General features: G+C 37.3%; 21 protein-coding genes. 5 read left to right on the plus strand and 16 right to left on the minus strand.

Features of this window, described 5'->3' with window-relative positions; translation table 11 throughout:
* Positions 1-150: 150 nt before the first annotated feature.
* The 12 genes from ABM34_RS06995 to ABM34_RS07050 all read right to left on the minus strand — a co-directional run bounded on the left by ABM34_RS06995 (position 151) and on the right by ABM34_RS07050 (position 10,321).
* Positions 151-981, minus strand: coding sequence for an aldo/keto reductase (locus tag ABM34_RS06995; protein ID WP_048704543.1), 831 nt, complete (start codon positions 979-981; stop codon positions 151-153).
* Positions 982-1,024: 43 nt separating this feature from the next.
* On the minus strand, positions 1,025-1,399 hold the full coding sequence (locus ABM34_RS07000; RefSeq protein ID WP_048704545.1) for a type II toxin-antitoxin system PemK/MazF family toxin: 375 nt from the start codon (positions 1,397-1,399) through the stop codon (positions 1,025-1,027).
* Complete coding sequence (locus ABM34_RS07005; protein ID WP_048704547.1) at positions 1,396-1,647, minus strand: hypothetical protein; 252 nt, start codon at positions 1,645-1,647, stop codon at positions 1,396-1,398. Before ABM34_RS07005 ends, ABM34_RS07000 begins: the two co-directional genes overlap by 4 nt.
* A gap of 362 nt (positions 1,648-2,009) precedes the next feature.
* On the minus strand, positions 2,010-3,914 hold the full coding sequence (gene asnB, locus ABM34_RS07010; protein WP_048704548.1) for an asparagine synthase (glutamine-hydrolyzing): 1,905 nt from the start codon (positions 3,912-3,914) through the stop codon (positions 2,010-2,012).
* Between the two features lie 13 nt (positions 3,915-3,927).
* Complete coding sequence (locus tag ABM34_RS07015; RefSeq protein ID WP_048704549.1) at positions 3,928-5,097, minus strand: metallophosphoesterase family protein; 1,170 nt, start codon at positions 5,095-5,097, stop codon at positions 3,928-3,930.
* Positions 5,098-5,222: 125 nt separating this feature from the next.
* Entirely contained in the window at positions 5,223-5,747 is a 525-nt protein-coding gene (locus tag ABM34_RS07020) for a GNAT family N-acetyltransferase (RefSeq protein WP_048704551.1), read from the minus strand.
* 76 nt (positions 5,748-5,823) lie between these two features.
* The gene (locus ABM34_RS07025; RefSeq protein ID WP_048704553.1) at positions 5,824-6,498 is read right to left on the minus strand and encodes a hypothetical protein; all 675 of its coding nucleotides are present in this window, start codon (positions 6,496-6,498) and stop codon (positions 5,824-5,826) included.
* Positions 6,488-7,306 carry an ATP-binding cassette domain-containing protein gene (locus tag ABM34_RS07030; protein ID WP_048704555.1) on the minus strand — a complete coding sequence of 273 codons (819 nt, stop codon included), beginning with the start codon at positions 7,304-7,306 and terminating at the stop codon, positions 6,488-6,490. Before ABM34_RS07030 ends, ABM34_RS07025 begins: the two co-directional genes overlap by 11 nt.
* Position 7,307: 1 nt before the next feature.
* Positions 7,308-7,799 (minus strand): hypothetical protein, encoded by a 492-nt coding sequence (locus ABM34_RS07035; RefSeq protein WP_053084454.1) that lies wholly within the window; start codon positions 7,797-7,799, stop codon positions 7,308-7,310.
* Positions 7,800-7,841: 42 nt separating this feature from the next.
* Positions 7,842-8,387, minus strand: a complete 546-nt coding sequence (locus tag ABM34_RS07040; RefSeq protein WP_048704557.1) for a DNA-3-methyladenine glycosylase I — start codon at positions 8,385-8,387, stop codon at positions 7,842-7,844.
* Positions 8,388-8,628: 241 nt separating this feature from the next.
* On the minus strand, positions 8,629-9,114 hold the full coding sequence (locus ABM34_RS07045) for a universal stress protein (protein WP_048704559.1): 486 nt from the start codon (positions 9,112-9,114) through the stop codon (positions 8,629-8,631).
* A 70-nt stretch (positions 9,115-9,184) separates the two neighbouring features.
* Positions 9,185-10,321, minus strand: coding sequence for a glycerate kinase (locus ABM34_RS07050; RefSeq protein ID WP_048704561.1), 1,137 nt, complete (start codon positions 10,319-10,321; stop codon positions 9,185-9,187).
* A 69-nt stretch (positions 10,322-10,390) separates the two neighbouring features.
* Between ABM34_RS07050 and ABM34_RS07055 the strand changes: the two genes are divergently transcribed.
* Positions 10,391-11,191, plus strand: a complete 801-nt coding sequence (locus ABM34_RS07055; protein ID WP_048704563.1) for a tyrosine-protein phosphatase — start codon at positions 10,391-10,393, stop codon at positions 11,189-11,191.
* Between the two features lie 665 nt (positions 11,192-11,856).
* Positions 11,857-13,935, plus strand: coding sequence for a HelD family protein (locus tag ABM34_RS07060; RefSeq protein ID WP_048704564.1), 2,079 nt, complete (start codon positions 11,857-11,859; stop codon positions 13,933-13,935).
* Here ABM34_RS07060 and ABM34_RS07065 read toward each other — a convergent pair.
* Positions 13,932-14,588 (minus strand): HD domain-containing protein, encoded by a 657-nt coding sequence (locus tag ABM34_RS07065; RefSeq protein WP_048704566.1) that lies wholly within the window; start codon positions 14,586-14,588, stop codon positions 13,932-13,934. The genes ABM34_RS07060 and ABM34_RS07065 overlap by 4 nt on opposite strands.
* 365 nt (positions 14,589-14,953) lie before the next feature.
* Here ABM34_RS07065 and ABM34_RS07070 point away from each other — a divergent pair, with 365 nt between their 5' ends.
* Positions 14,954-15,670 carry a DNA alkylation repair protein gene (locus tag ABM34_RS07070; RefSeq protein ID WP_048704568.1) on the plus strand — a complete coding sequence of 239 codons (717 nt, stop codon included), beginning with the start codon at positions 14,954-14,956 and terminating at the stop codon, positions 15,668-15,670.
* Between the two features lie 51 nt (positions 15,671-15,721).
* Here the strand turns inward: ABM34_RS07070 and ABM34_RS07075 are convergent, their stop codons facing one another.
* From ABM34_RS07075 to ABM34_RS07085, 3 genes are all read right to left on the minus strand, one after another.
* Positions 15,722-15,907, minus strand: a complete 186-nt coding sequence (locus tag ABM34_RS07075; RefSeq protein WP_048704570.1) for a hypothetical protein — start codon at positions 15,905-15,907, stop codon at positions 15,722-15,724.
* A gap of 701 nt (positions 15,908-16,608) precedes the next feature.
* Positions 16,609-18,966 (minus strand): phosphoketolase family protein, encoded by a 2,358-nt coding sequence (locus ABM34_RS07080; protein ID WP_048704572.1) that lies wholly within the window; start codon positions 18,964-18,966, stop codon positions 16,609-16,611.
* 91 nt (positions 18,967-19,057) lie between these two features.
* Positions 19,058-19,786, minus strand: coding sequence for a GntR family transcriptional regulator (locus tag ABM34_RS07085; RefSeq protein WP_048704574.1), 729 nt, complete (start codon positions 19,784-19,786; stop codon positions 19,058-19,060).
* An 819-nt stretch (positions 19,787-20,605) separates the two neighbouring features.
* Here ABM34_RS07085 and ABM34_RS07090 point away from each other — a divergent pair.
* A complete protein-coding gene (locus ABM34_RS07090; protein ID WP_157023232.1) occupies positions 20,606-21,280 on the plus strand; it encodes a helix-turn-helix domain-containing protein in 675 nt (224 codons plus the stop codon).
* Positions 21,277-22,176: an IS3 family transposase gene (locus tag ABM34_RS07095; protein ID WP_048702931.1), complete on the plus strand. Its 900-nt coding sequence runs from the start codon at positions 21,277-21,279 to the stop codon at positions 22,174-22,176. Before ABM34_RS07090 ends, ABM34_RS07095 begins: the two co-directional genes overlap by 4 nt.
* Positions 22,177-22,234: the final 58 nt, after the last annotated feature.

The following is a 22,234-nucleotide window of genomic DNA, read 5'->3' on the forward strand; positions in this document are numbered from 1 at the left end:
AATTTAGTACCCTTCTTTGTCCGCAATCTTGAAATTTTGATTGCTCGAGCTAATAGTATTACTCTTACTTTATAGGTAATTATAACTGGAAAAACTCGGATTAGATACTAAAAGACTTCAGAATATTAAAATATTTTTAAAATATTTTGCCTAAAACTCTTGATATTTTGAAGGGTCTTGATCATGTGTGCGACCGTTGAACTTGGTCAATTTGTTGATGACTGACATGTCCTCATCGCTAATTTGGAAATCAAAGATATCGATGTTGCCAGCTTGTCTTGATGGTGTTGATGATTTAGGAATTGGTAATGTGCCAAGTTGTACTTCCCAACGCAAAATTAGTTGTCCAACATTCTTGTTATATTTGGCGGCTAATTCTTTTAACGTGGCATCATTTAGCATTACACTTGCTCGACCGAGTGGGCTCCATGCTTGAGTTAAAATTCCATGCTCTTCATCATATTTTCTTTGTGGTGCTTGATTGAAGTATGGATGTAATTCAATTTGGTTGATTACTGGCATTACACCAGTTTCTTTCTCTAATCTGTCCAAGTGTTCTGGTAAAAAGTTTGAAACCCCAATCGAACGAACTAAACCAAATTTTTGTGCATCAACTAATGCTTGCCATGCTTCTACATAGTGATCTTCAATTGGATTTGGCCAGTGGATTAGGTACATGTCATAGTAATCTAATCCTGCTCGATAAAGTGATTCTTCAATAGTGTCGATTGCTTCATGATAGTCGTGATGCCTGCCTGGTAGTTTTGATGAGATTATTAGTTCTGAACGTGGTACTGAAGTACGACGAACTGCTTCTCCCACTGCTCCTTCATTTTCGTAGTTGAAAGCAGTGTCTAGTAGACGGTAGCCTTGGTCTATTGCAGAATTTATTACGTTTACTCCATGGGATCCATTTAGTTTGTAGGTCCCGAATCCTACTTTTGGTACTGTTAGACCGTCTTTTAATGTATATGTTTCCATTTGGTATTCCTCCTCTGGTAGTTATATTTAGCTTAGCATTTTACTAAATATCCAGCATATCTTTTACATTCAATAGCAAATCTTGATACTGATTTGTACTGATTCTGTTTACGACCCGTCCATGCCTGGCAATGTAATCATAATTTTGTAGTTGCCATAGGAATACATATCCTTTAACACCATTTCTTCCACCAGGAATCAGAATTGGATAGTACGCTGGTGAGCCACTGGCTCTATCAGATGTTGTTATAGGCAAAGCTAAAACCAAACCAGTTCTTCTATTGTAATCGTCTGAACTCATCACAACCATATGTCTTCTAATGTTTCCCGATTCAACATCATGGCCGCCTGATTCCCTGCCGGCATGTGGCTCAGCGTCTATTATTATGACATCACCTTGTAATGGATATTTACTCATTCTAAGCGCTCCTTACCAACGGGTTTCAACTCTGATGCTTCCGGTATATTATTCAAATCAGCTCTAAAATCATAATCTTGAAGTTCAGGACTGCTGAAGATATTTACGTGTTTCACAGGCATGTAGATGATAGAACCGTCATTTTTCTCCATTACACTATACTTCTGACCCACATTTTCGCTTAGATCTGCTGGTGCGGTCAAAATAAGACTATTTCCTGATTTTCTTAGTATTACTTCTTTAGTCATGATATATGTACCTCCATTGATGTTGTGTAATAGTATTATACCTCATATCATAACTAAAGCAATACATTTGTATATACGTTAGGGTGGGAAATTTATTCACACATAAACGATCTTGAAAACCTATAGAGAAGGAAAAAAGAGTCCGCTTGCGCGGGCTCTTTTGATGTTTGTATTTTGCTGGTTGGGGTTCACTTTGGATATGCTATACGTTTGCCCCGTTTATAGTGGAAACGCTAAAAATCACACTAAACACTGCACATAAGTCGCCCAGAGCTGCGGGGGTGTTATGCACCCCTCTCCGCTTTGGTCGTCTTATGCTCCGTGTTTAAGAGCGTGTGATTTTTGGCTCTTGATTTTTGGCTCTACTCTGCTGCACTAACAAAAACCTCTGGATCAACCTGAGGTTTCTTACCGTCATTGATGAAGTATACGGTATACCAGATTAAGAATGTATAGATCGTCCAGATTTTACGTCTGTCATCATTTAATCCGTGATAGAAGCCATCTAACATGTTAATGATTTTATTTTGGTCGAAGAATTCAGCTACGAAGTCTTGGCTAAATAGTTCGTGGATTTCGTTGTAGATTTTTTCTGTGTGCATCCAGTCTCTGATTGGTACTGGGAAACCTAGTTTCTCACGTTTTGCCCACTCTGCTGGCAAGGCACGTTCTGCTGCTACTCTAAGTGCATACTTGCTGTCTTTACTGTTTAGTAAGTATTTTGTTGGGATTCCTTCTGCTAATTCAGCAACTTTTTTATCTAGGAATGGAACTCTTAATTCCATTGAGTTGGCCATACTCATACGGTCAGCTTTTAGAATAATGTCGTTTGCCATGAATTGGTGAAGATCTAGATATTGCATCTTTTTAACTTCGTCTTGGTAATCTGCTACTTTACGATAACTGCGCATAACGATATCTTTTACAGATCGTGATTTCTCAAATTTTGGTTTCACAACTGCAGCTGCTTCTTGTTCACTGAATACTTTTGCTTGTCCAATGAAAAATTCTTCAGCTTTGGCTGTTGACTCGTATAAATGCAATCTTCCGGGAAAGTTAGGTAGCTTCTTGAAGCCGTGACCTAGCTTATAACGGATACCCTTAGGCAATTTCTTTAATTCTTCAGCAAAAACTCTGACAGTTTTTGAATGAGAATGGAAGCCATAATTTGCATATCCAGCAAATAGTTCGTCTGCTCCCTCACCAGAAAGAATAACTGTTACGTCCCTCTTTGCTAGTTTTGTTAGGAAGTATAATGGCACACATGAAGGGTTTGAATCAGGTTCATCCATGTAATATTGGATCAATGGAATAGACTTCATTGCTTCTTCTGAAGTTACTACTCCACGAGTGTTTTCGAGACCTAGTTTGTCAGCTAACAATTTAGCTGCAGATCCCTCCTCATAGGTACTTGTATCAAAATCGATTGAATATGTGTGTTGAGGTTTTGAAATTGCAGTGATGTAACTTGAGTCGACACCACTTGATAGAAGTGAACCAACTGGAACATCAGCAATTTCGTGAGCTTTAACTGAATCACGTAATGTTTCATCAATTTTTTGAACAGTTTCTTCAAAACTTAAATGATTTTCTTTGAAATCAATATCCCAATACTTCTTGATGTGAAGTTTTCCATTCTTGAAAGTGAAATAGTGACCTTCTGGAATACGGAAAACGTTCTTGAAGAATGTTTCATTTAAAGCTGAATATTGGAATGTCAAATAAGGTTTCAAAGCCTCTTTATTTAACTCTTTTTGAAAATTAGGGTGCTTCAAGAATGACTTAATCTCTGAGCCAAAAATGAATGTACCGTTTTTGTTGTAATAGTAAAGTGGCTTAATACCAAAGAAATCACGTGCTCCGGTGATATCGCCTGTTTTTAGATCATAAATTACGAAGGCAAACATTCCGCGAATTTGTTTGAGTAAGCCTTCCATACCCCATTCTTCAAAACCATGGAGTAATACTTCTGTGTCAGTTTCTGTAGTAAAGGTGTGACCGTCTTCGATCAATACTTTTCTAATATCTTGATAGTTATAAATCTCTCCATTAAAAATAATGGCCTTACTTTTATCTTCATTATAAATTGGTTGCATACCACTATTAATATCGATAATACTTAATCGACGAAATCCTAGTGCCGTGTCTTCATTAACTAGTTCCCCTGAACTATTTGGACCACGATGTTTAATCGTTTCCATCATTGCCTCTATAACAGGTTTCTTATCAGCAATTTTATTGTCTACAAAACCGACGATACCGCACATATTTTACTTCTCCTTAAATTTCAAAACTTACAAATCTAGTTGCTGCGCCATATCCAAAAATCTGCAACAGCATTTTATCAGGATTGATGTTGATGAAATACCCTGCTAATTCAGAGATTTCATTATATCTTCTGTCCCACTTTTTATTGTAATCAGTAGTTAGGCCATGTTGCTTCCCCATTAAAGCCGAACAATTTAATATTATATGATTAATTCCCGCAACTTTGAAGTACTTTTCATAATGCATATGACCACAAATGTAGTTGGAAATCTTTGAAATGCCGGTATCAGTGAAGTTAAAGTGTAAATCAACTCCAAAATCTCCTGACAATTCATTTTTTAACTCACCAATATCTTTGTTGTTGAAGCTGGTAAAAATCTGTTGGACTAAATCACCATTAAAGTTCAATGCTGATCTACCAGCTGGGCTAATCAAGTTAGCATGACCAAATACGACGACATGTTTGTCGACCGTTTTTTCTAGAATAGAAATTAAATCATCTAATTGTTGCTCGCGGATTCCACGAACCTTTTTAAAATCGTATTTCTTAGTACCACCATTCAAGATATAAGGAATATCACTTGTGTTAAGAAAAATGACACGGATGTCCCCTTTATCAATCCAGGCAACTTTTGAAACTGAATTCAATCGCTTAATTTCAGGTTGTTCGAAATCAGCTTTGGTAACAATGTTGTAGTAGTCATCACGTCCAAATGAGGCTGAATTGACAAATTTATGCTCATCATACTTGTCATTTTCATCGTGATTTCCCTCGAGCACAAAAAATGGATGAATGCTCTTTTGATAATTTTCCATGGTAAATTGCAATAATCCACGACTGATTTCTGGCTTGTCGCTGCCGTCAATCATGTCACCCAAGTGAATATTGTAATCCACTGGGAGCTTGTCGCTGGCTTCATTTGCTTCAATAATATGACGCACGCCATTAAGGCCGTAGTATGATGCACTCGCTACGGCTTTTTCATGTGAGTCAGTTAAAACTGACAACGTTAAACTCTTGTCTGTGATGTTTGGCTTGACGTTTTTCATGAAAACATTACTGATATATTCAGTAAAGAATGGCCTTGATTTCAATTTTCTCAGAAAATTGTCTGTTTGAACAGAAATAAACTCAGAAGGTCTTCTACGAAACATTTTTTTAGTAAGAAATTTAATTTTCATAATAAATCCTCCTAATCAGCTAAATATTATCATGTTTTAAATCGCAACAAACAAAAAAACCATCATAATCGATGGTTTCTCACTATAATTATTGTACAACTTTTTTAGGTATATTGAACCTTACATTAATGTAAGAGCATTTGATATGCTTTACGAACGCCTTCGTCCTCTTCCATACTGATTTCACCTTTTTCGATGAATCCATTAGTTGTAATAACGTGTTGCATTACTAAGTTATCAGGGTGTGTATCAATTCTCACATCTGTATAACCTAGTTGATATGACATTGTTAGTAGTTGACGAATCAAGGCAGCTGATAAATGTTGTCCTTGGTGACCTGGTTCAACGGCGATTCTATGAATAACTGAGTATTCTTTGTTAGAATCTTTGTCCCATTCCCCATTGACTAGCTCTTCATAGTTAGGTTCGATTCCTTGTTGAAGTGCGGCTGTTCCCACAACTTCACCGTCTAATAACATAACGTAATTAATTCCATCTTTTAAATCTTGTGTCAAAATTGCTTCATCAGGATAACCAGTTTGCCATTGATCGACACCACGATCACGTAATGTCTTTTTGGCACCGGCAATAATACCTAGAACTTTTGGTAAATCCTCATCTCTTGCTTGACGTAAATAGATGCTACTCATTTTACGACCTCCATTAACTAAAATTCTTCATTCCGATATTTAAACAAAAAGAAGATTCAATGGCAAGCATTTTTTGTTACTTTGAATAATTTTTTTTGTTGAACAATCCGCTGATAACAAAAAGAATTATCGAATAAACAAATTGTCTAATAACAAGTGGAAATAAAACGGTCATATTAGACTTCTCTTGGAAGGTAACAGCAATGTTTGAGATTGGTGGTAATATCCAATTTATATAATTTAATATTTCATTATTACTATCTGCTAACGAGAAAAATACTATGATTAGTAAGCAAATTGCAGCGGTATATTTATGACTAGTAAATAACGAACGGCAAGTAAAGACAATCGCCGATCCAATAATTCCTGTAGTCATCAAAGTTAAAAACATAATTCCATTTCCAGCTGGTGATGCCGAAAATAGAAATGTGAAAATACCAGAAACAATTCCTGTTACCACACTAGCAAGCATCATCACTAACATTTGGGTGCTGACATATAAAGAATAATTATTCACTCTTTGTTTTAAATATTTATTTTCAACTGTATCTTTCTTTAAAAAATACATAGTTAATATAATTGCAAAGAAGAAGTTCAAAATAATAATACTTGGGAATTTAACGGCGGCTGAGCTTCCAATTAGAATATTGAACATTAGCTCAAACATAACCATAAAAATAAGTAAGATAGGATAAACTAAATCTTCAACTAACGATTTAGAGAAATGTGTAAATAATAGTCTAAACTTCAAGATTCATCATCCCCTCAAACAAGTAATTCATTTCCAGCATTGTTCTAATGACGCTTTCCTTTTGAACGACCGGAACTTTCAACTCAATAATATTTCCAAATGAATTAGCCATATATCCAGCTAATTCTTTAGTTATAGCCATTGAGTCAGTCGTTGCTTTAAACGACAACAAATACCAGTCATGATTTTTACGTAAAGCCTCTAATGACTTAGCTTCCATGACATAACGTGAATCAAAATAATCATCATTAATAGGATCACGTTTAGAAGTAGTAACAATAATTCCTGAACCATGATCTTGCAGATCTTTAAAAATATCGACCATGTTGTGTGCGTAAAAACTGTTTTGAAAGGAAAATGGATCATCCAAAATCAAGACACTTGGCCGTGTAGCAACTGCTTGTAGAAAGCTGACACGCTGTTTCAATCCCAATGATAATGAAGAAACCTTTCTATCTATATAAGGACGCATCCCCATATAAGCGGATAAATCGTTCAGCTGATCACTGTCGACCGCCAATTTTCCAGCAAGCTGACGACTAGTTTCTAAATATTCTCCAACTGGAATATCAACGTGCTGAGTTTCAATTTGTGGCATGAAACTAATTCTAGCACCAGAACTATACTTAGCCGTCCCACTATCGGGCGTGTTTAAACCAACAATAGTTTCCAACAAGGCAGATTTACCAGTGCCACTGTCGCCAGAAATTTCGATAGATTCATTTTGAGATAAAGAAAAGGTTACATGCTTGAATGCAAAGTAACCTTCATTTTCAAATGATAAATCCTTTACGGTTAATATTTTCATACTATGCTTGCCAATCTGCGATTGCTTTTGCAGCCAAGCCAATTGAAAGGATAGCATCTTTTGAGATTGAGTTGCGGACATCAGCAACAATTGTGTTAGCAAAAACAGCGCCAATTACAATAAATGAATAATTTACTAAGTCGACATCAATCTTAACTGAGTAAACTTCTTCAGGAAATGGGTTCTCATGATTGTATGTAAAATTAACCTTGTGGTCAGCCAAAGAACCATCAATGTGGTTCACCAAAACACGGTCTTTAAGCTCACTCAATTTTTGATCAGGGTTTTGCAAAGTCAATCTGTGATCAGATTCATTTTCATAGTAGTCTTCTTCAGTCATGTCAAAATAATCCTTGATAGGCTTTCTCAAAACTTCCAGATTGTCGATAACATCAAACACACGTTGGGGATCGAATTGAACAGACTTGTCCTCAATAGACTTCTGGTTCTCGTCCATCCATTCGCCAAACTCACTAATAGTTTCAGAATTCATTTTATTTCCTCCAATTAGGTTACATTATACTGAAAAATCGTCTCATTTAAAATCGCATTGCTCTAAATGGTCATTAATTACCCCAACTGCTTGCAAATATGAGTAAATAATCGTTGGGCCAACAAAACGAAATCCACGTTTCTTCAAGTCCTTACTGATCTTTTGAGAAAGTTCATCTTGCGCAGGCATTTCGTCTTCAGCAGTTATGTGATGGTCAATAATCTTGCCGTCTGTAAAGGACCATATATAGTCAGCAAAGCTTTTGCCATTATTGTGCATTTCAACGATCTGACGAGCGTTGTTGACAGTAGCGTTCACCTTTAATTTGTTACGGATAATAGCTGGATTTTGAAGCAACTCAGCAATCTTGTCATCATCATACTTTGCAACTTTATCAATATCAAAATCAGAGAATGCTTCTCGATAGCCTTGGCGACGTTTAATCACTGTAGACCATGATAACCCAGCTTGAGACAATTCAAGAGTCAACATTTCAAAAAAATATCTTTCATCATGACTCGGTTTGCACCATTCATTGTCGTGATATTGCTGCATTTCGGCTGAACTGTTTGCCCATTCACATCTCATATGGTTTCTCCCAAATAAAAAGGTTGGAATATTTTCCAACCTTTTTTGTGTACTTAACTCTTTGAATAAAATATTTTTGTTTGTCTAAAGTAAAACGCTTCTTTTGATTATAGTGGAAACGCGAAAAAAAGCATTGAGGCCTACGGCATAAGCCAAAAAACGCTGCGGGGTGTTACACACCCACTCCGCATTTTCTGTCTTATGCTCCGGTCTTAAGGGCATGCTTTTTTACGCTCTAACTTTACTTTTTCTTATTAGTAATTTTTTTATTATCAACATCTGTTCTGACAATAATAACATCAGTACGAGCGTTTCTTGTTACGTACTCTGATACTGAACCAACAAGTAATCTTGTTACTGCGTTCATACCTGTTGATCCGATCATGATTAGATCATTTTTGTATTCTTCAACGAATTCTTGTGCGATGACTGTCTTTGGTTCACCGAAACGTACGTGGATGTCGATTTTCTTTTCGTCGAATCCTTCTTTTACGGCTTCATCTTTTAATTCGTTAAGATATTTTTGAGCATCTTCTGATAGTTGGTAAATTACATCCCCATTTAACATTCCACCATGTAATCCGATGAATTGTTTTGTATCAAGAACTGTCAATACGTCCAAATGACCTTTGTTCATTTGTGCAACTTTTACGGCTTTATGAAATGCCATTTCAGCTTCTTTTGAACCATCAACTGGCACCAAAATCTTTTCGTAGTCTTGTTCCATAATTTAATCCTCCAACAATGCCCTTAATCATAAGTATTTACCTTAAGATTAATGCATAATTTTATTTATTTCAATGATTTCCGTTATGAAATGCATCCAATGTTCTGGCCAACTGATTTGCAATCGACTCATAATGTTCAAAAAATAATTGTTCATCGTTATTCTTTTCGCCATATCTAGTCATTTGAGTTGAAAATATTCCTGTGAATAATTGCTCGTAATCCTCAAAATCATCGATAAAGTTATTACATAAGACAAATGTTGGCATCTTTGAGTAGCCAGCAATTTTACTTAAGTGGAAAAGAATTTCGTCATGCATTGATTCGGCAGAAACCTCATCTGTGGCAGTTATCATAACATCGGCAGAACGAATTGTTTCGTCCATACCGGTTACATTTGCGACCCATTCAAAGGACGACCTAGAAATGTGAGCCCTTATCATGGCAAAAGCGCCAGCCAATGTTTTGATTGAACCAGAGTGCGGCATTGGGTGTATATCTAGATTATACTTCTGATTAATTTTTTCTGTAACATAAAGTAGATTATCTTCTAAAAAATCTTTTTGGGTTTCTGATAAATAATCTCGTTGTTGATTATTATCGTGACTATATGAATAACTCAAAAGGACAGTTATCTTCACTTTTCGCAATAATCGATACACTTCATCGAGATCAATCTCATATCCGTTTATAAGAGGATTCTCACCTTCCGGTATTAAGTCCCCACCTTCATCATAAATCTTCGCTCCGAGTGCCTGAAGGGCTCCTAATCCACCATCAAATGTTTCTGAAGTCCCAAGATTAATAACAATTTCCTTTAAACCACTAGTAACAGCGTCAACGATAAATTCACCAATTCCATAACTAGTAGCGTGGAATAAATCATTTCGACTTTTTGAAATTGCAAGTTCAGGACCTACTATTTGTTCTGTGTCAATAATTGCGGTATCCTGACTATCAATGTTTGTTAACAAATACCTGCCCATTTTGTTTTGCCAAAAGGCATCAAAAAAAGGTAAATCAACCCAGCGACCACCGATAGTGTGGGCAACTAGAGCAGGCATTCCATATTTACTATCCGTAACTGGCATAGTGACAATTTGTGCATCAGGTAAAGCCCGAGAGATACCACTATATATCGCTTGTCCAACCATCTTGGAGCTGATAGACGAATCATGATATTTTCCGGGAGCGATCAGAAATTTCATGGATAAATCTTCCTTTTGCTATAATATATATATTCTTTAAACTTAATTTTGAGAAGAGAGGTTCTTTTTATGGACAGAGCAACTGAAAGTGCACGTCGCATTTTAGACCTTGAAGCCGGCATCAACTTCCGTGAACTTGGCGGTTACCAAACTACTTCAGGCAAATTAGTAAAATACCACAAAGTCCTACGTTCAGCCGGATTAGGCGACTTAACTAATAATGACATCACTTATTTAAAAGACTACGGCGTAAAAACCGACGTTGATTTCCGTTCTTCAGACGAAATCACTAAGAAACCCGACCGTGTACCATCTGGAGCAAAGTATGTTTCACTTCCAGTATTTAGTGAGGACCAAACCGAAGCTTCAAAAATTCAAGACAGAGTCGTTCCTGAAATCGATTTCGACCCACACGACGGATACAACCATATGCTTGAAGTATATCGCAACATGATTGTTGAAGACCAAGCCCGAGGCGCATACCGTAAATTTTTTGACGAATTGTTAGGAAACGAAAAAGACAATAACGTCGTCTTATTCCATTGTACAGCAGGAAAAGATAGAACCGGAATGGGTGCCGTTTTCTTCCTATACACATTAGGCGTTCCATTACCAACCATCAAAGAAGATTATTTGTTGACAAATACTGCCAGCAAAGTATACGTTGCCAATGTTTTGAAACAAGTTGAGGCCAAAGATCCAACCCTAGTAGAGTCAATCCGTGCCCTACTAACAGTTAACGAAAATTATTTGAATGCCGCCCAAAAAGCAATTGAGGAAACATCCGGTAGTCTAGCTAATTATATCAGAACAGACCTTAAAGTTAGCGACAACGAAGTAAGTGATTTGAAGAAAATTTATTTAGCATAACAAATCTGTAATAAGTTTTTCCAATTTAAATTGCAAAAGCATCATAATTTCTTCATATTTTCTGGTTATTATGTATACATAAGCTAAGGAACGAAGAAAGATATCCTTAACTTATACCTCTTCATAATAATTCTCATAATTCAAAATAATATAATTCTCATAATATAAAACAAATAGTAATCGATTCCCCCTCAAGTTTTGATTACTCAAATAAAAAAAGACCTGAAAGAGTGATTTCTTCCCGGTCTTTTTATTTTGGAAAAATTAATTATCTTTTAAATGAACGAATTAATAAATACACATAGGCTTAAAGGTTTTAACTAAAAACACAAAGGAAGCCGCACTAATTACATATTCCCGATAACTAGTCGGAAGAGCTGAGAAATATTCGAAGGCAGTGAAAGTGGCGTTATGGCTTTAGCCATTACACCACCGGGCGAGTTTGAAGACTTTCGCGAACTACGAAAGGCTCCAAACCGAGGCCCGAGACCGCACTGAGGCTCGGACCGTCCCGCACAGCCGAAGAATATTTCTCAGCTCTGCAGACGGCATAAAACAACAAATCTCCCATATATAATTATGCAGCATCCCCACCCAAAGAACAAGACTGTTAATTAGGTAGCTATGGTACTAATATGTAATAACTAGGCTAGGGGGACAACCATATGGACAAAACTTTTAACGCAGAACAAACTCATTTAACAAAGGTATACACACAGTTGCAAACAACGCTCGAACAGCTAAATACCGCCCTGTCAAAAAACAAAGACACCGCCGTAGATTTCAAAAAAAATTCCGGCAAGCGAGTCGCCTTAAATTTCGACAGCTACGCAGATAACCTCGACACCTTCGCCGCAATGGAATCCATGAACAAGGAAATCGATGCCTTCAACACCAAACAATCCAATATGGAAGAAATGAAGGCACGGATAATTCGACTTTTACCGTCAGCCTACTTTGCGCGAATTGATTTATTGTATCCCGATGAACAAGCCAGCATCCCCTTTTATATTGGTCCCGCTGGTTTTTCACCCGATGCAGATAATCCAGTCGTACTTGATTGGCGTTCGCCTTTAGCAGACTTGTACTACAACAATCGATTAGGTGAAACTAGCTATTCTGCAAATAATATGGACATCCCAGTTACAGTTGATAAACGAAGACAATTTTTAGTTCACGAAGATGTGCTAGAAAATGTCTTCGACTCTGACGTAGCAATTCAAGATCCTTTATTGGTTAAAACTCTTCAACAAAATAAGGGCAATCAAATGAGTTCAATCACGGCCACAATTCAGCGTGAACAAAATGTGATTATTCGTGATACCAGCTCTCAAGCATTATTAGTAAATGGAATTGCCGGTAGTGGTAAAACCTCGGTCGTCCTGCAACGAATTGCCTATTTGTTATACCGTTATCGAGAAAACTTAATTTCAGAAGATGTCTTGTTACTAACACCGAACAAGCTCTTCACTAATTACATCAATCGAGTTTTACCAAGTTTAGGCGAGACTTCTCCTCAACAAATGACCTTCTCTCAACTATTAGATCAGTTCATTGACATTGATATTGCTTTTGATGAACCTTCCTCTCATTTGTCGAAATTGTCTGAAAAACTTCCAAATTTCGAATTATCGAAAAATGACTTCCGAAATCTTAAGTTAAATGGAAATATGATTTTTTCAAAAACCAGAATCAAGTCATTATTCGACCAAACTCCAAAAACGATGACGTTGCAAAAAAGAATTACTGCCCTGACTTCTGTACTTGAAGAAAAAATCAATCAGGGTATCGCTAAGGCATCGACTTCTAAGCAAGCACAATCTGATTTAACAGCATTATCTGATGCTCAACAGGAGAAGATTTTCGGAAAGTTGATAACTCCTAACTCGGATGAAGAGACTCAACGAGCCACTAAAAAAATGTTGGAATTCAAATATCGAAAAGTTTTGAAGGTCATCAATTTGAAAAAATGGGTGAACATTTCAAATATTCTTCAAGAAATGCTGGAATCTGATCAACTTAATAAACTAGATTACGCATTTACTCGTCTAATCACTCTCGACTTGGCTAGAAAAAATTTGAGATTCGTGATGATCGACGAGATTCAAGATTATACTTTGGAACAAATATACTTCTTGATCAAAGCTTTCCCAAAGGCTCAATGGACACTGGTTGGTGACGAATTTCAATCAATTACCGATGTTGAACATCCTCTAACCTTCGATGGATTGAAGAATCTATTTGAGGAAAACAATGTTTCAGTTACACAGAGAAACTTGTTCACCAGCTATCGTTCAAGCGGTGAGATCACTGCTCAATTTGTCAAATACGGTTCTGCTAAACTTCCTGAATTGATTCATACAGTTCAAGAAGGCGGAGAGAAACCTGTATTTGCGGAGGCAAAAACTATTGAAGAACTTGCAGGTAACATTTCTCAACAAATCTCTGATTTGTCATCAGATGAGCTCTCAGCAATAATCACTGACTCAGACAGTGAGGCTCAAGATATTATTGGGCAAGTGGGGCTCGATACACTAGTTCTTCCTTCCAAGAAAGAAAAATTACCAGACTCAGGAGTTGTGGTACTTCCTTTAAGTCTGGCAAAGGGTTTGGAATTTGATAATGTAATTGTTACCAATGTGAATTCTGAATACTACCGCGGAAATTTTGGAAACAATCGACTGTACACTGCCTTCTCTCGTGGTTCAAAACGATTATTTGTTAACAGTCTTGGCGAAGCCTAAGCCTCTGAATCCCATTCGACATAAAATTCTTTCAAAAATCCTTTCATGTACTTTTGACGTTTTGAGGCAATTTTCTTAGCAGTTGGTGTATTCATCATACCTTCTAGCTTAAGTAGTTTCTCATAAAAATGATTGATGATAGTCTCATTAGTAAGATTCCGGTACTCTTTTTTATCCATGTTTGTACGTGGCTTAATTTCAGGATCATAAATTATTTCACCGTTTGCGCCACCATAATAAACCGCACGTGTGATCCCAATTGCACCTATTGCATCCAATCGATCGGCGTCTTGAACAACTTGACCTGATAGAGATAATTTGGGTGGATTGGCACTGAGCGATTTACTATATCCTAGGTTGTGAGTGATGTACAAGATTTCCTCAATTTGCTCATCAGTCAATTCGATGGTTTTTAAAAATTCACGGATCTCTTGCTCTAATTCAGCTGGATCATCAACTAATTTATCATCCGCAACATCGTGCAAATAGGCAGCCGCTATGGTTATTAAGGGGTCCGTTTTTTCTTCTTGCAATAGACGTTTGGCCATTTTGACTACTCGTTGGATGTGGTCAAAGTTATGTCCTGTTGTGTCGCCTGACATTTTTTGGTGGGAGTAGTTCTGAATCTTTTGTATTTGCTCGGCTTGTTCCATGTTTTTACCCCTCTTTTGAAATAGTGGTTATATTCTACATAAGTATTGCGATTGGCGTCAATTAAACATAATATTGAATTTAATTCAGGGGTTGGCTATATATGCCGTCTCCAGAGCTGAGAAATATTCTTCGGCTGTGCGGGACGTTTCGAGCCTGAAGTGCGGTCTCGAAACTCGGTTTGGAGCCTTTCGAAGTTCACGAAAGTCTTCAAACTCGCCCGGTGGTGTAATGGCTAAAGCCATAACGCCACTTTCACTGCCTCTGAATATTTCTCAGCTCTTCCGACTAGTAATCATTACAATGTTGAGTATGAGATATACTTGCTATTATGAGTTACATATTCTATTTGTGAGGATAAATAAAAATGATAAATAACTTGGAATCAGTGATTTGGACGGACGAAAATTATCGAAACTTTTTAACTGAATTGGAATCTCTTGGTGATGAAAATTATCGTACTCGTCAAGAAAAAATCATTGTTACTGATTATCCTCTTATTGGGATTAAAATGGGTGAACTTCAAAAGATTGGGAAATCTATTAGTAAAGGTAATCCAAAGGAATTCTTGAAGGTAGCTGGTTCGGAGAATTATGAAGTTGTGATTATTCAGGGTTATGTTCTTGCCAACTTAAAGTTACCTCTTGAGGCGTTTGAACAATATTGTACTGAATATTTGTCCAAGGCTAACGCTTGGTCGATTGTTGATATGGTTGTGCATTTTAAATTGATTTTGAAATTTCGAGATGAATTTTTAGTCGTTGTTAAAAAGTATTTGAAGAGCGACAACTTCTGGTTCCAACGTACTGGGCTGGTTTTTCTTTTGAAATTTTATCTCACTCCTGATTATATTGATGAATCTCTTCAGCTGACTCTAAGTGTTAAGAGTGATGAATATTACGTACAAATGGCTCAAGCCTGGTTATTCTCAGCTGCTTTCCCAAAAGATCCGGGTAAAATCTATTCGATAATATCGGATGATCCGCTATCAAAACTTTCTAAACTAACGGTTCGCCGGATTAAATCACTTACTCACACGACTGCTGATGAAAAAGACAAATTGCAGTCATTAATAAATAATTAGACACGAAAAAAGGCCAGGACATTTGTCCTGACCTTTTCTTGTGAGATTGATTTAACTTAGTTTAAGCAATCCTTTTCTGGCGATTCTACCTGTTGCATATACGGCAAAGACTACCGCGAAGATAGCTGCCAAAGGTAGGGTGTATCGGCTTTGAATCACGAAAAATAATAATGTGATTGCAACGAAAATTGCTGCCAATGCTAATTTGATCAATGAAGTAATAACTTGTGTTGTCATAATATCCACCCGCCTCTATTTAAGTTTTTTTCCTACACCACTAAACTAACATGGAATTTCTTCACTTTCAACAGCTTTTGACAAAGTTTTTTCAATAGTTTGAAAGCGCTCGAGAACTGTTAAAATAGGGTTTCTAGTATATGAAGAATTATTAGAAAGTGATTGTGAAAAAACATAGTGTTTCGTAGTGTTTATGAGATTTAGTTTCATTTATATGATGATAAAATTAAATCTAATTAAGTTTTATCTAATGTTTGAGATCAGACGTAAAGAAACCAGTGCTTGGAGGGCACTGGTTTCTTTTTTTGATCTCGATTGGAGATCTATTTTGTATTGGAGTATGTATTTATTGGTTTTAACAAATGTGGTGCGGGGTTTGAGGTGGAATATTGGTTACACCTCTGTTTTGGAGATAGAGTTTCGCATCCTACCTTTTGTGGTGGAAACGCGAAAAATTGAACTAACCCCTACTGCACAAGTCGTGTCAACACTGCGGACGCCTGACGGGCGCCACTCCGTGCTGCCCCGTCTTATGCTCCGGGGTTAAGTGCGTTCGATTTTACGCTCTATTTTGAAACGCGAAAACTCACACTAAACACTGCACACAAGTCGTCCAGAGCTGCGGGGGTGTTACGCACCCCTCTCCGCTATGGCCGTCTTGTGCTCCGTGTTTAAGAGCGTGTGAGTTTACGCTCTATTTTTTATTCTTGATCCCATTTCCAGTTATTTACTTCTGGAAGGTCGTCTCCGTATTCGCGGATGTACTTGTTGTGTTTATCAACCATTGCTTCCATTTCGTTGGCAAAGTCACTAGCTGCGGCACCTTGTACGGCGTTTGCTACTTCTTCTGCTAAGTGGAAACGGTCCATTTGGTTTACTACACGCATGTCAAATGGTGTTGTGATGTCACCATTTTCACGGTATCCGTGTACGTAAAGGTTGTGGTTGTCGCGATCGAAGAAGATTTCTTTGATGATATCTTCGAAACCGTGGAATGCGAATAGTACTGGTTTGTCTACTGTGAAGATTTCGTTGAATTCTTGATCTGTTAATCCTCTTGGATCAACTTTTGGTGAACGCAACTTGAGTAGATCTACTACATTTACAAATCTGATCTTAATGTCAGGTTTTTGTCTACGTAGAATGTCGATTGCGGCAAGTGATTCCATTGTTGGTTCTGTACCAGCAGCAGCGATAACGATATCAGGATCTTCATTACCATTTGATGCCCAGTCGATTACCTTGTAACCTTTGTCAGCTAACTCTTCAGCTTCATCCATGTTAAAGAATTGTGGACGTAGTTGTTTTGAAGTAACTAACAAGTTGATTTTTTCTTGGTCATTTAAGATTTGTGGCATAACAGCTAACAATGAGTTTGTGTCAGCTGGGAAGTACTCACGGATAAATGCAGGTTTCTTTTCAGCTAAGTGAGTAATGATACCTGGATCTTGGTGAGTGTAACCATTGTGATCTTGTTGGAAAGCTGTTGATGTTGCTAGAACTGTCAATGAAGGATACTTGTTTCTCCATGATAATTCATCAGCTTTTCTTAACCACTTGAAGTGTTGTGTGAGCATTGAATCCACAACTCTTAAGAATGATTCGTATGATGCAAAGATACCGTGACGACCAGTCAATGTGTATCCTTCAAGGAATCCTTCAGCTTGGTGTTCTGAAAGTTGTGAATCAATGATACGGCCAGCTGGTGCTTCAAATTGATCATTAGGTTCATGTGTTGGTTCCATCCATTGACGAGGTGAAGCATCAAATGCGCCATATAGACGGTTTGACATTGTTTCATCAGGTCCGAACATTCTAAATGTTTGTTCGTTGTCACGGATAACATCGCCAAGATATTTACCTAATTCAATCATATCTTGAGCATCAAATTGACCAGGCTTGTCAATCTTCAATGCGTAGTTTTTGTAATCTGGTAATTTAAGAGGTTTTGGATCAAGACCACCATTAACAACAGGGTTTGATGCCATTCTCATTTTATCAGCAGGAATTGTTTCCTTAATATCATCTTTTAGTGAACCATCATCATTGAACAATTCTTCTGGCTTGTATGACTTCATCCAGTCAAGCAAGGCATCAACATGTTCCATGTGATTTTGGTCTACAGGAATTGGAATTTGGTGAGCTCTAAATGAACCTTCAATAGGAACACCATCCCATTCTTTAGGACCAGTCCAGCCCTTAGGAGCACGGAAAATAATTACAGGCCAGTTAGGCATCTTAGCTTCTTCAGCTGAGTGTTTTCTAGCTTCTGTTTGAATTGATTGAATTTTCTCGATTGCTTCGTCAAAAGCTTTAGCAGTTTCAGGATGCATCTTCTCAGGGTCATCGCCTTCAACAAAGATAGGATCCCAACCCATACCAGTAAAGTATTCCTTCAATTGTTCGTCAGATTTACGTGACAAAATTGTAGGGTTAGAAATCTTGAATCCATTTAAGTCAAGGATAGGCAATACAGCACCATCATTAACTGGATTAATAAATGTGTTTGAGAACCATGATGCAGCAAGTGGACCAGTTTCTGATTCACCATCACCGATAACAACAGCAGCGATTTGATCAGGGTTATCAAGGATAGCACCAACACCGTGAGAAAGTGAGTAACCTAATTCTCCACCTTCGTGCATTGATCCTGGAGTTTCAGGAGCGGCATGAGAAGCTACACCACCTGGGAATGAAAATTGTTTGAACAATTTTTGCATACCCTTTTCGTCTTGTGTAATTTCAGGATAAGCTTCAGTGTAACTACCATCCAAGTATGAGTTAGAAACCATAACTTGGCCACCATGACCTGGTCCTTCAATATAAAACATGTTTACGTTGTACTTGTTGATGATACGGTTCAAGTGAGCATAAATAAAGTTTTGACCAGCAATAGTTCCCCAGTGTCCGATTGGGTGAACCTTAATGTCGTCCGCTTTAACTTCACGTTTTAATAATGGATTATCTTTAAAATAAAGTTGTCCTACAGAAATGTAGTTGGCTGCGCGCCAATATTTATCTACTAAGTTTAAATATTCTTTAGATGAATAGTCTGTCATTAGTACACGCTCCTTATGTATTTATCTAGTATAATATACGGTTTCTTTATAAAAGTCAACCATTTAATTAATTGGACCGTCCCAATTAATATTATCGGCTGCCAAGGTCAACAAATGAATCATATTTGAAATATTTATAGTGTAATTTCATCGTAGAAAATTCGAATGGAGTACCGTCGTTCAGGAAGAAAATACCTTCCATCAATCCAACCGGTTCATTAGCTTTCAAACTCAAAAGTTTCTGACCTTCCTCATCAGAAGGAGCCGCAGAAATAGTCAAATAAGTCTTATTAACCTCTTGATCTAATTCAGATTCTACATAATTAAAAATAGATTCTGAAGCAACATCTTCAGATAATTCCGGCGCCAATTTGATTGGAATATAACCAGTCTCAATCATAAATGGAACATCATCAATCAAGCGCAAGCGCTTGAAGGAGTATACGAACTCACTAGGCTTCAGGAATAAGTTATCTTGCAATTCAGCATCAGGACGAACAACATCAAAACTCAAAACCTTAATTCCAGGCTTCTGACCCTTAACCTTAAAACTGTCAGTAATACCCAAATTTTTTCCACTATAATTAAAGTAAGAATCTTGCTTCAAATAGAGCGGATTAATAAACGTACCCGAACCCCTCTTTTTGAAAATTATTCCTTGTTCAGCCATAGTGCCAAGTGCGCGCTTAATCGAACTCCGACTTACACTATAATTTTCAGCTAATGATCGTTCATCAGGCAATCTCATGTCAGGAAATTTACCCTGATCGATTTCTTTTTTAAGCGAATCTATTATTTTTTTATATATTAAATCAGCCACATTTTTTCTCCCTAATTTATTGGGTCGTACCAAATTTTGTTTTGGGTTCTTTTTGTTGGTGTCATTGTATCTTATATTTGATTGTTTTTCCAGTCCAGTTGGTGTTAGCGTTTTCTTTTTTTGTAGTGGTGAGTTTGGAGTGTGGTGGATAAACTGCCGCCTTCCGGTCTGGCGCTACCGGGGCCGTGGTCGCTGTGAACACGATTCCAAGCCTTTTCAAGACCGGAAAAGTCTTGGAACTCGGTTTTATCGTAACCTTGCCCTATGGCAAGCTAACGATAACTCCACGGCTTGGGCCCCGGTAGCGCCAGACCTCCAGGCTAATTTGAGTTAATGACCAGCCCTTTTTTGTTTTTCCTATGCTTGAGCATTGGTCTTTGTTTGCAGCACTTTGGCTTCATGGTTGCAGCCCAGCAAACAAAAATAGTGCTAAAAAAATAGGAAACTCGATTTTTTCTCGAATTTCCTATTATTAGTTTCTATTCTCTATTTTCTGAACACATATATGTTCAGTTTGCGAGCTCACATTATACTAACTCGTCATCCTCATGAGTAATACCAGTGAACTGCCACCACCCACCAAAAAAGATATTAGAGGTAAATCCAGCCGGAAGAAGCAAAAAATTTAGGTAGCAGTGAAAGTGGCGTTAGGGCGAAAGCCCTAACACCACGGGACGATTTTGAAATTTGAGCGAACTTCTCAAAGTTCAAAATCGAGGTTGGAGACCGCACTGAGGCTCCAACCGGTCCCCACTGAGATACTTACGATGTGGTTGACATTTGAAATGTAATAATTTTGATCACTTCGGAGGTATTAATATGTGGAAATATACTCAAAAAGAAAAATATAACCTTATCAAGGAATTTGAAAAATCTGATTTACCTCGACAGACATTTGCGAAAACCAAAGGAATCAGTCCCGAAACGTTTAGGGACTGGAATAATTACTACAAAGAGAATGGTTATGAAGGACTAAGGAATAGTAAATCACGTACGTTTTATAGTGCTGAAACAAAGATCAACTCTGTTCGTGCATATGCGAATGGTGAAGGTAATCTAAAGCAAGTATGTGAAAAATTCGGAGTGAAATCATCTAAACAACTCAGAATGTGGTTGATACAGTATAATAATGGCAAGACTCTTAAGGCTACGCCTGTCAGGAAGAAGGTCACTGCTGTGCCAAGAAAAACAACGATAGATGAAAGAATTGAAGTTGTAGAATTCATTCTTAATAAACATCATTCCTATTCAGAAGCATCTGAACGATTTGATGTTTCTTATCAACAAGCTCGGCTTTGGGTTATGAAAGTCCAAGGTGATGGCTATAAAGCTCTCGTAGATGAGCGTGGCCATAGGATTCATCATAAAGCAGAAGAGATTAGTGAACTAGAGAAATTGAAACTTGAAAACCGTGAAATCAAAGCAAAATTGAATGAACAAGAAGCCATTGCGGCGTTTGAAAAAAAATTAAACGAACTTCAGCACAGGGGGTGAATTCACAACGAAAGCTGTCTTACCAGGCAATAATGGAGGTCAGCGAAGGTAATCATGGATGGAAATCTATTCTATTAGACCATATAGGTGTTTCTAGACAAGCGTTAAATAAGTTCTTACATCATAGGAAGACAGATTGGGAACACAAAAATGATTTATTGACTGAAGTTGTTCTTAAGACATATAAAGATCATTTTCAAAGAATTGGTGCGGGAAAGATTCTTTCTCATATTACAAAGGAACACCTTCTAGATTTTGAGGTCACGTACTACCAAGTTAGGCGTGTAATGAGAAGTGAAGGTATTAGTTGTAAATCAAAAGCAAAAAAGCGAAGTCGTAAAGATGACAATGATCAGCATGAAAAAGACAATGTATTAAACCAGAATTTTGAAGTGGAAAAACCAAACATGGTTTGGCTATCTGATTCAACCCAATTGGAATTTGGAATCAAAGAAACACACAAAGTAAAACTCAGTGGAATACTAGATTTGTGCAGTCGTAAAATAATTGGATCTTTTATAAGTCCATCAGAGACTGCAGAAGCTGAAATTGCGATGTTCAAAGAAACTTTTGAGGAAATGGGCGACGTTCATCCAATGGTACATACTGATCGTGGACCTGCATTCACAGCCGTTAGCTTTAATAAATTGTTGGATGAACACAAAGTAATAAGAAGTTTTTCAAGACCAGGCACCCCATATGATAATTCACCAATGGAGAGCTGGTGGAGTAATTTTAAGGGAATCTGGATGGATAGTCATCCAAGACCAGCAACTTTAGAAGCACTGATTAAGCTAGTACAAGATGGAATTGATTATTTCAATAACATTGATAGATTGCCAACAAAAAATGGCCTTACTCCAGAAGAATGCTGGAATAAAGCCATTGCAAAGTAGTTTATAATATTTTAATTGTTTAAATGTCAACTTGACAACGCAAGTTCACACAGCAACC

The sequence above is a fragment of the Companilactobacillus ginsenosidimutans genome, from assembly GCF_001050475.1.
Lineage (GTDB): Bacteria > Bacillota > Bacilli > Lactobacillales > Lactobacillaceae > Companilactobacillus > Companilactobacillus ginsenosidimutans.